The following is a 14701-nucleotide window of genomic DNA, read 5'->3' as shown; positions in this document are numbered from 1 at the left end:
CCGCATCATGAACACCTACGACAGCACCCTGCCCTACCCGCGCGACCTCAAGGGCTACGGCCGCAACCCGCCGCACGCGCAGTGGCCCGGCAACGCGCGCATTGCCGTGCAATTCGTGCTCAACTACGAAGAAGGCGGCGAGAACTGCGTGCTGCATGGCGACGCCGGCTCCGAGCAGTTTCTCTCCGAGATGTTCAATCCCGCGAGCTTTCCCGAGCGCCACATCAGCATGGAAGGCATTTACGAATACGGCTCGCGCGCGGGTGTCTGGCGCATCCTGCGCGAGTTCGAAAAGCGTGGCCTGCCGCTCACGGTCTTTGGCGTCGGCATGGCGCTGCGGCGCGACCCCGAAGTCGCCAGCGCCATGAAGGAATTGGGCCACGAAATCGCCTGCCACGGCTGGCGCTGGATCCACTACCAGGGCGTTGACGAAGCCACCGAGCGCGAGCACATGCGCCTGGCCATGCAGACCATCGAGCAGCTCACCGGCGAGCGCGCGCTGGGCTGGTACACCGGGCGCGACAGCCCGCGCACGCGCCGGCTGGTGGCCGACTACGGCGGTTTCGAGTACGACAGCGACTACTACGGCGACGACCTGCCGTTCTGGATGAAGGTGCGCAAGAGCGACGGTACGGTGGTGCCGCAGCTCATCGTGCCGTACACACTCGACTGCAACGACATGCGCTTTGCGCTGCCCCAGGGCTACTCGCACGCCGAGCCGTTCTACCAGTACATGCGCGACAGCTTCGATGCGCTCTACGCCGAGGGCGACCCGGATGGCGAGGACCGGCCCAAGATGCTGAGCATCGGCATGCACTGCCGCATGCTGGGCCGGCCCGGGCGCATCGTGGCGCTGCAGCGCTTTCTGGATCACATTGCGAAGCACGACCGCGTCTGGGTGTGCCGGCGTGTCGACCTCGCGCGGCACTGGAAACAAGTTCACCCCTACCAAGGATGACCATGGCCATCACGCTCTCCCAACTCAATGCGGCCTCCAAGGGCGAGGCCCTGACGATGCTCGACGGCCTGTACGAGCACTCCCCCTGGATCGCCGAGCAGGCGCTTGCCGCACGACCGTTCCGCTCGCTGGCGCAGCTCAAGCATGCGATGGCCCGCGTCGTCGCGGACGCCAGCCGCGACGCACAAGTCGCGCTGATCCGCGCCCACCCCGAACTGGCCGGCAAGGCCATGCTGGCCGGAACACTCACGGCCGCATCGGCGAACGAGCAGAACCGGGCCGGCCTGACCGACTGCACGCCCGACGAGCTCACGAAAATCCGGCAGCTCAACGCCGCCTACAACGCCAGGTTCGGCTTCCCGTTCGTGCTGGCGGTGCGCGGGCCGCGCGGCACGGGCCTGAACAAGCGGGACATCCTCAAGACCTTCGAGCGCCGGCTGGAGAATCATCCGGATTTTGAACTGGCCGAGTGCCTGCGCAACATCCACCGCATCGCCGAAATTCGCCTGCACGACGTGTTCGGCGACACGCCCGAGCTCGGCAATCTGGTGTGGGACTGGGCCGAGCGGCTGACGGTGCACAGCGACCCCGGCTACGCGGAGCGCGGCGAGCTGACCGTGACCTACCTGACCGACGCACACCGCGCCTGCGCGCAGCGCCTGTCGCACTGGATGCGCGAGGAGTGCGGCTTCGACGAGGTCGCGATCGACGCGGTCGGCAACGTCGTCGGCATCTACCACGGCAGTGACCCGGCCGCCCGCCGCCTGCTGACCGGCAGCCACTACGACACCGTGCGCAATGGCGGCAAGTACGACGGACGCCTGGGCATCTTCGTGCCGATGGCCTGCGTGCGCGAACTGCACCACCAGGGCCGGCGCCTGCCCTATGGCTTCGAGGTCGTCGGCTTTGCCGAGGAGGAAGGCCAGCGTTACAAGGCGGTGTTCCTCGGCTCGGGTGCGTTGACGGGCCACTTCGACATGAACTGGCTGGAGCAAAAGGACGCCGACGGCGTCAGCATGCGCGAAGCGATGGAGCATGCGGGCCTGTGCATAGCCGACATCCCCAAGCTCAGGCGCGACGCATCGAAGTACCTCGGCTTCGTCGAGGTGCACATCGAGCAGGGGCCGGTTCTCAACGAACTCGATCTGCCGCTGGGCATTGTGACTTCGATCAACGGCAACGTGCGCTATCTCGCCGAGATCGTCGGCATGGCCAGTCACGCCGGCACCACGCCGATGGACCGCCGCCGTGACGCCGCCACGGCCGCCGCCGAGCTGGCGCTGTACGTCGAAAAACGCGGCGGCGCGGTGCCGCACCTGGTGGCCACCGTGGGCATGCTTGAAGTGCCCAACGGCTCGATCAACGTGGTGCCCGGGCGCTGCAAGTTCAGCATCGACATCCGCGCCACCACCAACGAGGTGCGCGATGCCTGTATCGCCGACGTGTGCGCCGAGCTGGCGCGCATCTGCGAGCGGCGCGGCCTGCACCACAAACTGGAAGAAACGATACGTGCCGCCGCCGCACCGAGCGCACCCGCCTGGCAGCAGCGCTGGGAGCGCGCCGTGGACGCCCTGGGCGCGCCGCTGTACCGCATGCCCAGTGGCGCAGGCCATGACGCCATGAAGCTGCACGAGGTGATGCCGCAGGCCATGCTGTTCGTGCGTGGCGAGAACGCCGGCATCAGCCACAACCCCCTGGAGAGCACGACCAGCGACGACATGCAGCTCGCGGTCGAGGCCTTCCAACAGCTTCTTGACAACCTTGCCGCGGAGATGAAATGACCGATTATGAAAAACTGGACGCTTGGATCGACGCCCACTTCGACGAAGAAGTGCGCTTCCTGCAGGAGCTGATCCGCGTGCCCACCGACACGCCGCCCGGCAACAACGCGCCGCACGCCGAGCGCACGGCCGAACTGCTCAAGGGCTTCGGCTTCGAGGCCGAAAAGCATGCCGTGCCGCAGGCCGACGTGCGCGCCTACGGCATGGAATCGATCACCAACCTGATCGTGCGCCGCCCCTATGGCAAGGGTCGCACGATTGCCCTCAACGCGCATGGCGACGTGGTGCCGCCCGGCGAGGGCTGGACCAAGGCGCCCTACGGCGCCGAGATCGTGGATGGCAAGATCTACGGCCGCGCCACGGCCGTGAGCAAAGGCGACTTCGCCACCTTCACCTTTGCCGTGCGTGCGCTCGAGGCGCTGCAGGCCAAACTGAACGGCACGGTGGAGCTGCACTTCACCTACGACGAGGAGTTCGGCGGCGAGATGGGGCCGGGCTGGTTGCTGCGAAACAAGCTCACAAAACCCGACCTGCTGATTGCCGCAGGCTTCAGCTACGAGGTCGTGACGGCGCACAACGGCTGCCTGCAACTCGAAGTGACCGTGCACGGCAAAATGGCGCACGCCGCCGTGCCCGACACCGGCGTGGATGCGCTGCAGGGTGCGGTGCAAATCCTCAATGCGCTGTATGCCCAGAACATCCTGTACCAGCAGGTCACATCCAAGGTTGTGGGCATCAACCACCCGTATCTCAACGTGGGCCGCATCGAAGGCGGCACCAACACCAACGTGGTGCCCGGCAAGGTCATCTTCAAGCTGGACCGGCGCATGATCCCCGAAGAGAACCCGGCGCAGGTCGAAGCCACGATCCGCCAGGTGATCGCCGACGCCGCGGCCACGCTGCCCGGCATCACGGTGGACATCCGGCGCCTGCTGCTGGCCAATGCCATGAAGCCGCTGCCCGGCAACCAGCCGCTGGTGGCGGCGATCCAGAAGCATGGCGAGCAGATTTTCGGCCAGCCCATTCCCGCCATGGGCACGCCGCTGTACACCGACGTGCGCCTGTACGCCGAGGCTGGCATCCCCGGCGTGATCTACGGCGCCGGGCCGCGCACCGTGCTGGAGTCGCACGCCAAGCGGTCCGACGAGCGGCTCGAACTGGAAGACCTGCGCCGCGCCACCAAGGTGATTGCGCGCACCCTGCGCGACCTGCTCGGCTAAGCGCCGCGGCCCCGGGCGCTCGTGCGCCCGATGGCCGCACCTGAATCCAAACAGTTTTAACCGGAGGGTGCCGAATAACACGGGATAACCCTGAATCCGGTTTTCAGTGGATTGTCTACATTTCTTGCATGCAAGATTTGTATTTGACTCTTGCATGCACTAATTCCATTCCTGGAGACTGCGATGCAAAAGTTTTTCAAGTCCTTGTTCGGACAGGTCCTGCTGGCCCTGGTGGCCGGCGTCATCATCGGCGTTGTCTGGCCCGCGTTCGCCGTTCAACTCAAGCCGCTCGGTGACGGTTTCATCAAGCTGATCAAGATGATCATCCCGATCCTGGTGTTCTGCGTGGTGGTGCATGGCATCGCGGGCGCGGGCGACCTCAAGCGCGTGGGCCGGGTCGGTGTCAAGGCGCTGATTTATTTCGAACTCGTCACCACCGTGGCCCTGGGGCTCGGCCTGCTGCTGGCCTTCGTGTTCCAGCCCGGCGTCGGCATGAACATCGATCCGAAGACGCTGGACCCGACCGCGCTGAGCGCCTACACCGAGACGGCCAGCAAGCTCACCGGCGGCGGCACGGTGCAATTCCTGATGAAGCTGATTCCCAGCACCGTGGGCAACGCGTTCTCTACCGGCGACGTGCTGCAGGTCCTGCTGTTCGCCATCCTGTTCGGCTGCGCGCTGTCGCTGCTGGGCGAACGCGGCACCCCCGTGAAGACCTTCATCGAAGCGCTCTCGCACGTCATCTTCAAGATCATGGGCATCCTCATCAAGCTGGCGCCGCTGGGCGTGCTGGGCGCCATCGCCTTCACGGTCGGCGGCTACGGCATCGGCTCGCTCAGGCAGCTGGGCATGCTGGTGGCGCTGTTCTATGGCGCGGTCGTCATCTTCGTGGTCGTGATCCTGGGCCTGATCCTGCGCGTGGCGGGCTTCAACATCTTCAAGCTGTTGCGCTACCTGCGCGAGGAGTTGATGGTCGTGCTCGCCACCACCTCGTCGGATGCCGTGCTGCCGCAGGTCATGTCCAAGCTCAAGCGCATGGGCATCCGCGACTCGACGGTCGGCCTGGTCATCCCCACGGGCTACTCGTTCAACCTCGATGCCTTCTCGATCTACATCACGCTGGCCGCCGTGTTCATCGCGCAGGCCACCAACACGCACATCACGATGGGCCACCTGCTGACCATCCTGGCGGTCGCGCTGATCACCTCCAAGGGCGCGCACGGCGTGCCGGGCTCGGCCATCGTGGTGCTGGCCGCCACGCTGCAGGCGATTCCCGACATTCCGGCCATCGGCCTGGTGATGGTGCTGTCGGTGGACTGGTTCATGGGCATCGCGCGCGCCCTGGGCAACCTGACCGGCAACTGCGTCGCCACCGTGGTGGTGGCCGCCTGGGAGGGTGACATCGACCGCGAGCGGGCCCACGCCGTCCTCGACGGCCAGCCGGTGCCCGCCACCGAGGACGACATCGATGTCGAGATCGCGCGTCAGCCCGCCGTCGCCTGATTCATGCCACGACCCAAAATAACGGAGTTGCCATGGCCAGTCCCTCGGAAATAGCCCGGCGCGTGGTCGAGTCCATCCTGTCCCAGCGGCTCTCCCCGGGCGAGCGGCTGGGTGAGCAGGATCTGGCGGACCTGTTCGGCGTGAGCCGCACCCTGATCCGCGAGGCCCTGATGCAATTGCAGGCGCGCGGCTTTGTGGAGGTCCGCTCGCGCCGGGGCTGGTACGTGGTGGAGCCTTCGCTCGAAGAAGCCAGGGATGCGTTCTCGGCCCGGCGCATTGTCGAGGCGGGCATTCTCTCGGCCGTGGCCGACGACCATCCCGACGGAAGGCCCCTGCAGTCGGTGGTGCGCACGCTGCGCCAGCACATCGTGCAGGAAGAGCAGGCCATTGCGGATGCCGATGCCGCCACCCGCGCCTTTTTGCTGGCCGACTTCCACGTGTGCCTGGCGGAATGCATGGGCCATCGCATGCTGTGCGACGTGCTGCGCGACCTGACCGCGCACACCACGCTGGTGGCCACGCTGTACCAGTCCGAGCACGACGCGCGGCAGTCGTGCGCCGAGCATTCGGACATCGTCGCGGCGCTGGAAACCGGCGATTTTGCGCTGGCGCGCCAGCGCATGCTAACGCACATCGGCCATGTGGAGGAAGCATTGAATCCCGGGGCTCCGCCCGTGCAGGGCCGGCTGCAGGCCGCGCTCACGCCCATGACGCTGCGCACCGGGCGCGCCGCGCGCTGACGGCGCCATTCCATTCAAAACAGTCAAAACTGCCTTATCCGGCAGCCTCCTCAATCCTAGGGTTTACCGCTATACGTGGGCGCCTGTAAAGTGTATACAGTTTCGTGCACACCTCTTCACTGCACGACAGGACGCACCATGACCGAAACCGTTCACCCCGTTGACGAGCATCTGCCTGCGGGCAAACTCACCGCCCTGGGCCTGCAGCACGTGCTGGTGATGTACGCCGGCGCCGTGGCAGTGCCGCTGATCGTGGGCCGCGCGCTCAATCTCAGCCCCGAGCACGTGGCCATGCTGGTCTCCGCCGACCTGTTTTGCTGCGGCATCGCCACGCTGATCCAGTCACTGGGCGCCACGCGCTGGTTCGGCATCAAGCTGCCGGTCATGATGGGCGTCACCTTTGCCGCCGTCTCGCCGATGGTCGCCATCGCCAACGCCAACCCCGGCCCCAGCGGCGCGCAGATCCTGTTCGGCTCCATCATCGGCGCCGGCATCATCTCGATCCTGATCGCGCCCTTTGTCAGCCGCATGCTGCGGTTCTTTCCGCCGGTGGTCACCGGCACCATCATTGCGATCATCGGCATCACGCTGATGCGCGTGGGCATCAACTGGATTTTCGGCAACCCGTTCGGCCCGACCGCGCCGAATGTCGTGGACCCGGCCTACCTGAAGTGGCTGGCCGACGCGACCGCGCCCGGCTCGGCCCTGCCGGCCGTGCCCAAGGGACTGGCCATCATCCCGACCGTCCCCAATCCGAAATACGCCGACCTGACCGGCGTGGGCGTTGCCGCGGTGGTGCTCGCCACGATCCTGCTGATCTGCCGTTTCACCAAGGGCTTTCTGGCCAACATTTCGGTGTTGATCGGCATCGTGGTCGGCGGCGTCCTGGCCACCGCCATCGGCCTGATGACCTTCGACAAGGTCGGCAAGGCGGCCTGGTTCGACATCGTGCTGCCATTCCAGTTCGGCATGCCCATCTTCGACGTGGTGTCGATTCTCACCATGTCCCTGATCATGATCGTGGTCATGATCGAGTCCACCGGCATGTTCCTGGCGCTGAGCGAGATGACGGGGCGCAAGATCGAGCAGCCCGACCTGGCGCGCGGCCTGCGCACCGACGGCCTGGGCACGCTGATCGGCGGCATCTTCAACACCTTCCCGTACACCAGCTTCTCGCAGAACGTGGGGCTGGTCGCCGTCACCGGCGTGCGCAGCCGCTTCGTCTGCGTGGCCGGCGGCGTCATCCTGATTGTGCTGGGCCTGCTGCCCAAGATGGGCGCGCTGGTCGAGTCGCTGCCCACCGTGGTGCTCGGCGGCGCGGGCCTGGTGATGTTCGGCATGGTGGCCGCCACCGGCATCCGCATTCTGGCGGGAGTGGACTTCAAGACCAACCGCTACAACTCGCTGATCGTGGCCATCGCCATCGGCGTCGGCATGGTGCCGCTAATTGCCCCCAATTTCAAGCAATGGATGCCGCATGCCATCCACCCGCTGATCGAATCGGGCATCCTGCTGACTTCCATCGCCGCCGTGCTGCTGAACCTGTACTTCAATGGCGCCAAGCAAGATACCGAGGCCACCGTCGCCGCCGCGCGCCAGGCCGACGCGCACTGATCGGCATCTTGCGTATGCTATTAACTTGATAGCTTCCAGTGCATATTGGCTATGGGCTACAGGGTCTTTTCGCATACAACCATGAGATAAAGATACCGGCGCCGGGCGATGCGTCCGGTTGCGCGCCAGAGGCATCACGGCGACAAATTTTTTCCATTGCGCAAGTCCATAACCATGAAAGAGGCCCCGCTTTGCGGTAGCCTCTTTTTTCGTCGACACAACAACTGGAGGCACTCATGACCGATTCCATCTCCCCCGCCGAGGCCGCCCTGCGCGACGCCGCCCGCGAATACCACCGCAGTCCGGTGCGCGGCAAGATCTCCATCACGCCGACCAAGCCGCTGTCGAACCAGCGCGACCTGTCCCTGGCCTACTCGCCCGGCGTCGCCTATCCCTGCCTCGACATCGAGGCCGATCCGACGCTCGCGGCCGAATACACCTCGCGCGCCAACCTGGTCGGCGTGATTACCAACGGCACGGCGGTGCTCGGCCTGGGCGACATCGGCCCGCTGGCGGCGAAGCCCGTGATGGAAGGCAAGGGCTGTCTGTTCAAGAAGTTTGCCGGTATCGACGTGTTCGACATCGAACTGGCCGAGCCCGACCCGGACAAGCTGGTCGACATCATCGCGGCAATGGAGCCCACGCTGGGCGGCATCAACCTGGAAGACATCAAGGCGCCGGAGTGCTTCTACATCGAGAAGAAGCTGCGCGAGCGCATGAAGATCCCGGTGTTCCATGACGACCAGCACGGCACCGCGATCATCTCGGCGGCGGCCATGCTGAACGGACTGGAACTGGTGGGCAAGAAGATCGAGGACGTCAAGATCGCGGTGTCGGGCGCGGGCGCCGCCGCGCTGGCCTGTCTGGACGTGATGGTCGGCCTCGGGGCGCAGGCGAAGAACATCTACGCGTGCGACTCCAAGGGCCTGATCTACCAGGGCCGCGCCGGCGGCTTCGACGATTCGAAGACGCGCTATGCGCAAAAAGACAGCGGCGCGCGCACGCTGGCCGACGTGTTCCACAACGCCGACGTGTTTCTCGGCTGCTCGGCGCCGGGTGTGGTGACGCAGGAGATGGTCAAGACCATGGCGCCCCGACCCATCATCCTGGCGCTGGCCAACCCCGAGCCCGAGATCCGGCCCGAGCTGGCCAAGGCCGTGCGCCCCGATTGCATCATCGCCACCGGCCGCTCGGACTACCCGAACCAGGTCAACAACGTCCTGTGCTTTCCCTACATCTTCCGCGGCGCACTCGACTGCGGCGCCACCACGATCAATGAGGCCATGAAGCTGGCCTGCGTGCGCCAGATCGCGGACCTGACCAAGGCCGACATCAGCGAGGAGGTCGCGCACGCCTACGTGGGCCAGGAGCTAGTGTTCGGCCCCGACTACATCATCCCGAAACCGTTTGATTCACGCCTGATCCTGCGCATCGCGCCCGCGGTGGCGCAGGCCGCGCAGGATTCCGGCGTGGCGACCCGGCCGATCACCGACATGCGCGCCTACCGCCAGCAGCTGACGCGCCACGTTTACTCCACCGGCATGGTGATGCAGCCGGTGTTCAACGCCGCGCAGGCCGTGCCTGACGAGAAAAAGCGCGTGGCCTATGCCGAAGGCGAAGACGAGCGCGTGCTGCGCGCCGTGCAACTGGTGCTCGACGAAGGCCTCGCGCGCCCGATCCTGATCGGCCGCCCCGCCGTGATCGAAACCCGCATTGCCAAGGCCGGCCTGCGGCTCAAGCTCGGGCGCGACGTGGAATGCGTGAACCCCGAGGACGACCACCGTTTTCGCCAGTACTGGGAAACCTACCACCACATCATGGGCCGGCGCGGCGTGACGCCGGAGGCCGCCAAGGCAGCGGTGCGCCGCTCCACCACCACCATCGGCTCGCTGATGGTCAAACTGGGTGACGCCGATGCCATGCTGTGCGGCCTGCTGGGGCGCTTCGACATCCACCTGGAGCACGTGCGCGACATCATCGGGCTCAAAGAGGGTGCTTCCGGCTTCGCCACGGTGAACGCGCTGATGCTGGACACCCACACGCTGTTCATCGCCGACACCTTCGTCAACGAAGACCCGAGCGCCGAGCAACTCGCCAGCATCGCGCTGATGGCGGTCGAGGAGATCCGGCGCTTCGGCATTCCGCCCAAGGTGGCGTTCCTGTCGCACTCGAACTACGGCTCCTCGAACCGCGCCTCGGCGCGCAAGATGCGGCTGGCGCAGGAACTGTTTGCGAAGATGGCGCCCGACGTGGAGTCCGATGGCGAGTTGCATGGCGACGCGGCGCTGTCGGAGGAGGTGCGGCGCACATCGCTGATGGACACGCGGCTGTCGGGCGAGGCCAACATCCTGATCTGCCCGAATCTGGACGCAGCCAACATCCTGTTCAATGTGCTCAAGATGACGGGCGGCCACGGCGTCACGATCGGGCCGGTGCTGCTGGGCGCGGCCGCAACGGTGCATGTGCTGACACCGTCGTCCACCGTGCGGCGCGTGGTAAACATGACGGCGCTGGCGGTGGCGACCTCGGCCGCCCATCGGTAGGCGAACCAGTCCCCCCTATTTATCCGGGCTGTTGGAAATAACCGACACCATGGTCTTTTTCGCGGTGATACCTTCACATCGCCATGAAAAATGACCCCCACGCTTCCCACTTCGTGTGGTCGCTGCCCCCCGAGGGGGCGCTTTTTCATCTTGGGGCGGCCCGGCGATGAAAAAGATCTGGGATATTTCACCCGCCGTTGACGAGCACGCCGCCGTTTTTCCCGGCGACGCGGCGTACTCGCAGCAACTGCACTTTGCGCTCGGGCCGGGCTGCCCGGTCAACGTCAACACGCTCACGTTCTCGCCCCACACCGGGGCACACGCCGATGCGCCCATGCACTATGCCCATGGCGCAGCGGCGATTGGCGCCGTGGATCTGCTGCCGTACCTGGGCCCGTGCCGCGTGATCCACTGCATAGCCTGCGGGCCGCTGGTGCTGCCACGGCACATCGAGCACGCCCTGCACGCCTTGCCCGCCTTGCCCGCGCGCGTGCTGCTGCGCACCTCAGCCGTGGCCCGCCAGGATTGGGCATCTTTTACGGCGATCGCCCCCGAGACCATTGCGCTGTTAGCTACCAAAAACGTAGCGCTCGTCGGCATCGACACGCCCAGCGTGGACCCGGCGACCAGCCAGGACCTGCCCTCGCACCACCAGTTGCTGCAGCACGGGCTGCGCGTGCTGGAAAACCTGGTGCTGGATGCCGTGCCCGAGGGCGACTACGAACTGATCGCCCTGCCGCTGAAGCTGGTGCGCGCCGATGCCTCGCCGGTGCGCGCGATCCTGCGTGAACTCTGAAGCCACTCCCCAGCCCTCTTTATTTTGAGAACACCATGACCAGCTTGACAGACTGCCAGCAGCGCGATGCACAAGACCCCCTGCGCTCCCTGCGCGACCAATTTTCCATTCCCCCCGGCGTGATTTACCTCGACGGCAACTCGCTCGGCGTGTTGCCCAAAACGGCGGCGGCCCGCATCGCCGAGGTCGTGACGCAGGAATGGGGCAGCGGCCTGATCCGCTCCTGGAACAGCGCCGGCTGGTTCGAGATGCCGCAGCGCCTGGGCGACAAGATCGCGCGCCTGATCGGCGCCGCGCCGGGCGAGGTGGTGGCGACCGACAGCACCTCGATCAACCTGTACAAGGTGCTGAGCGCGGCGCTGCACATTGCCGCGCAGGACGCGCCGCAGCGCAAGCTGGTCGTGAGCGAACGCAGCAACTTCCCGACCGATCTCTACATCGCGCAGGCGCTGTGCGCCGAGCGCGGCCTGCGCCTGCAACTGGTCGAGCCGGAAGAAATACCGGCGGCCCTCACGCCCGAGGTCGCGGTACTGATGCTGACCCACGTCAACTACCGCACGGGCGCGATGCACGACATGGCGGCGGTCACCGCGGCAGCGCATGCAGCCGGCGCCCTCACGGTCTGGGACCTGGCGCACAGCGCGGGCGCCGTGCCGGTGGACCTGAATGCGGCCAGGGCCGACTTCAGCATCGGCTGCGGCTACAAATACCTCAACGGCGGACCGGGCGCGCCGGCCTTCGTCTGGGTCAATCCCAAACACGCCGACCGGTTCTGGCAGCCGCTGGCGGGCTGGTGGGGCCACGCCGCGCCGTTCGAGTTCACGCCCGAGTACCGTCCGGCGCCGGGCATCGCACGCTACCTGTGCGGCACCCAGCCGATGCTGAGCCTGGCGGCGCTGGAATGCGGGCTCGACACCGTGCTGGCGGCCGAGCCTTTTGGCGGCATGGCGGCCCTGCGCGCCAAGTCGCTGGCCTTGAGCGACCTGTTCATCGAACTGGCGCTCGAGCGCTGCGCCGGCCACGGCCTGGGCCTGGCCACCCCGCGCGCGCATGCACAGCGCGGCTCGCAGGTCTGCCTGACGCGCACGAATCCGAAGGAGCCCGGCGCCGCCTCGGGCGCCTACGCCATCGTGCAGGCGCTGATTGCGCGCGGCGTGATCGGGGACTTCCGCGCGGGCGATCCTTCGACAGGCTCAGGACGAACGGGAAACCAGGACATCCTGCGCTTTGGCCTGACGCCCTTGTACCTCGGCTTCGAAGATGTCTGGCAGGCGGTCGAGCAGCTGCGGCAGGTGCTCGAGAGCGGCGAATGGCAGCGAGCCGAATTCAACCAGAAAATGGCGGTGACGTGATGAGCAACGAACAAATCGTGATCGAAGAAAAGGCCCAGCTGGACTTCAGCCAGTCGATGAGCTATGGCGACTATCTCCACATCGACGAGGTGCTGAATGCGCAGCATCCCCTGTCGCCGGCGCACGACGAGATGCTGTTCATCATCCAGCACCAGACCAGCGAGCTGTGGATGAAGCTGATGTTGCACGAGCTGGGCGCCGCGGTGCGCTGCCTGGCCCGCGACGAGCTGCCGCCGGCGTTCAAGATGCTCGCGCGGGTCAGTCGCATCTTCGATCAGCTGGTGCACGCCTGGGACGTGCTCGCGACCATGACGCCGCCCGAATACAGTGCAATCCGCCCCTACCTCGGCCAATCGAGCGGATTCCAGAGCGCGCAGTACCGCTGCATCGAATTCTCGCTCGGCAACAAGAACCCGGCGATGCTGGGTCCGCACCAGCACAACCCGCAGCGGCTGGCGATGGTGCGCGCCGCGTTCGAGGCGCCGTCGCTGTATGACGAAGCGCTGCGCCTGCTCGCGCGCCGCGGGCTGCCGCTGCCCTTTGACCAAACCGAGCGCGACTGGACCCAGCCGCGAGAGGCCAGTGACGCGGTCGAGCAGGCCTGGCTCACCGTGTACCGCGACCCGAACCATTACTGGGACCTGTACCAGCTCGGCGAGAAGCTGACCGACCTGGAAGACGCATTTCGCGTCTGGCGCTTCAAGCACGTGACCACGGTGGAGCGCATCATCGGCTTCAAGCGCGGCACCGGCGGCACCGGCGGCGTGAGCTATCTGCGCAAGATGCTCGAGGTGGTGCTGTTCCCCGAGCTCTGGAAGCTGCGCACGGATTTATAAGAAAAGAGGCTGTAGCCCATATAAAATCTTCGCAGGTAGCTACTAAATAAATAGCAAACCAATCGTAGACTACGTCCCACCGTACAGCCACGGCAGATCCAGCAGCCGCTCGCCCAGCAGCTTGAGCGCCGCGTCGCGCCCCCAGCGCACCAGCCCGTCGGCATGAAAAATCTGCCCGTTGCGAATCGCGCGGGCCTGCACCCGCGCGTTGCGCTGCCAGCGATTGAGTGCGTAACGGGCGAGCATGGTCGGCACATCGAGCGCGGGGTCCAGCGCCTGGCCCAGCACGCGCCCGAGCTCGGCCGCGTCTTCAATCGCCATGCCCGCGCCCTGCGCCAGGTACGGGCGCATCGGGTGCGCCGCATCGCCAAGCAGCGCCACGCGCCCCTGCGCCTGCTGCTGCGCGCCCTGCAAGGGCGGGCGGTCGCACAGCACCCACAGGCGCCAGGCGTCGATGGCGTTGATCAGGTCCTGCAGCGGCGCACAGGTGCCTGCCAGCGCGGCGCGCAGCGCCTGGGCGTTGGTGGCGTGGTCCCAGTTGTCCAGATCCGCGCTGCTGGCCGCATCCAGCCGCCCCTGCACGATGCCGACCACGTTGAGCCACTCGCCCCCGCGCACCGGGTACTGCACCACATGCAGGCGCGGCCCCAGCCACGCGGTGACGTGCTGGCTGCGCAGCCGCTCGGGCAGGCGCGACTGCGGCAGCAGCGCGCGATACGCCAGATGGCCGGTGACGCGCGGCGGCCCGTCGCCCAGCAGCCACTGGCGCACCGGGCTCCACAGGCCGTCGGCCCCGATCAGGGCGTCGCCCTCGATTTGCGGGCCCCAGGCTGGCGGCTTCTTGCCAATTTCTTCGCCGGACCGCACCCGGCCTTGCACCGTCACGGCATCGCCGGTTTGCGTGAAGCGTGCCAGGCGGAAATTGAGATTCAGCGTCGCATCCATGCGCTGCCGCACCTTGTCGAGCAGCAATTGATGCAGGTCGGCCCGGTGCACCGTGGCGTAGGGCGCGCCGTAACGCTGCACCATCGCGTCGCCCAGCGGCAGCACGCCGAGCTCGTGGCCCGAGACGGCGTTGCGCACCTGCAGCCGATCGGGAAAGGCGGCGGCTTGGGCCAGCGCCCCGGCCAGATCCCAGCCCTGCAGCACACGCGTCACATTCGGTCCGAGCTGGATGCCCGCGCCCACCTCGCTGAACCGGGCGGCCTGCTCGAACAGCCGCACCTCCCAGCCCGCGCGCGTGCAGGCCAGCGCCGCCGCGAGCCCGCCAATGCCACCGCCTGAAATCAATGCCTGCCGAATCATGCAGGCAGATTTTGCCCTGCTTTACGGCCCGCGAACGCAGCGAATGGCCGCCC

11 protein-coding genes are annotated in these 14701 nt (G+C 66.5%); 10 read left to right on the top strand and 1 reads right to left on the bottom strand.

Annotation, left to right across the window (positions count from 1 at the left end):
* Positions 1-7 precede the first annotated feature (7 nt).
* The 10 genes from puuE (at position 8) to kynA (ending at position 13343) form a co-directional block, all read left to right on the top strand.
* Positions 8-958: an allantoinase PuuE gene (gene puuE / locus B0E49_RS13030; RefSeq protein WP_077562632.1), complete on the top strand. Its 951-nt coding sequence runs from the start codon at positions 8-10 to the stop codon at positions 956-958.
* 2 nt (positions 959-960) lie between these two features.
* A complete protein-coding gene (uraD, locus tag B0E49_RS13025) occupies positions 961-2739 on the top strand; it encodes a 2-oxo-4-hydroxy-4-carboxy-5-ureidoimidazoline decarboxylase (protein ID WP_077562683.1) in 1779 nt (592 codons plus the stop codon).
* Entirely contained in the window at positions 2736-3959 is a 1224-nt protein-coding gene (locus tag B0E49_RS13020; protein ID WP_077562631.1) for a M20 family metallopeptidase, read from the top strand. The genes uraD and B0E49_RS13020 overlap by 4 nt, the downstream gene beginning before the upstream one ends.
* Before the next feature lie 183 nt (positions 3960-4142).
* The gene (locus B0E49_RS13015) at positions 4143-5462 is read left to right on the top strand and encodes a C4-dicarboxylate transporter DctA (RefSeq protein ID WP_077562630.1); all 1320 of its coding nucleotides are present in this window, start codon (positions 4143-4145) and stop codon (positions 5460-5462) included.
* 32 nt (positions 5463-5494) lie between these two features.
* Positions 5495-6202 (top strand): GntR family transcriptional regulator, encoded by a 708-nt coding sequence (locus tag B0E49_RS13010; RefSeq protein ID WP_077562629.1) that lies wholly within the window; start codon positions 5495-5497, stop codon positions 6200-6202.
* 138 nt (positions 6203-6340) lie between these two features.
* On the top strand, positions 6341-7816 hold the full coding sequence (locus B0E49_RS13005; RefSeq protein ID WP_077562628.1) for a nucleobase:cation symporter-2 family protein: 1476 nt from the start codon (positions 6341-6343) through the stop codon (positions 7814-7816).
* A gap of 236 nt (positions 7817-8052) precedes the next feature.
* Positions 8053-10359, top strand: a complete 2307-nt coding sequence (locus tag B0E49_RS13000; protein ID WP_077562627.1) for an NADP-dependent malic enzyme — start codon at positions 8053-8055, stop codon at positions 10357-10359.
* A 166-nt stretch (positions 10360-10525) separates the two neighbouring features.
* On the top strand, positions 10526-11155 hold the full coding sequence (kynB, locus tag B0E49_RS12995) for an arylformamidase (RefSeq protein WP_077562626.1): 630 nt from the start codon (positions 10526-10528) through the stop codon (positions 11153-11155).
* Positions 11156-11190: 35 nt separating this feature from the next.
* The gene (kynU, locus tag B0E49_RS12990; RefSeq protein ID WP_077562625.1) at positions 11191-12507 is read left to right on the top strand and encodes a kynureninase; all 1317 of its coding nucleotides are present in this window, start codon (positions 11191-11193) and stop codon (positions 12505-12507) included.
* Positions 12507-13343, top strand: a complete 837-nt coding sequence (gene kynA / locus B0E49_RS12985) for a tryptophan 2,3-dioxygenase (protein ID WP_174571100.1) — start codon at positions 12507-12509, stop codon at positions 13341-13343. Before kynU ends, kynA begins: the two co-directional genes overlap by 1 nt.
* Positions 13344-13412: 69 nt before the next feature.
* Here the strand turns inward: kynA and B0E49_RS12980 are convergent, their stop codons facing one another.
* Positions 13413-14648, bottom strand: coding sequence for an FAD-dependent monooxygenase (locus B0E49_RS12980; RefSeq protein ID WP_077562623.1), 1236 nt, complete (start codon positions 14646-14648; stop codon positions 13413-13415).
* Positions 14649-14701 lie beyond the last annotated feature (53 nt).

Origin of the sequence: Polaromonas sp. C04, from assembly GCF_002002705.1 — a bacterium.
Classification (GTDB): domain Bacteria; phylum Pseudomonadota; class Gammaproteobacteria; order Burkholderiales; family Burkholderiaceae_C; genus Rhodoferax_A.
The sequence above is the reverse complement of the archived record's forward strand: the minus strand, read 5'-3'. Positions and strand labels throughout refer to the sequence as shown.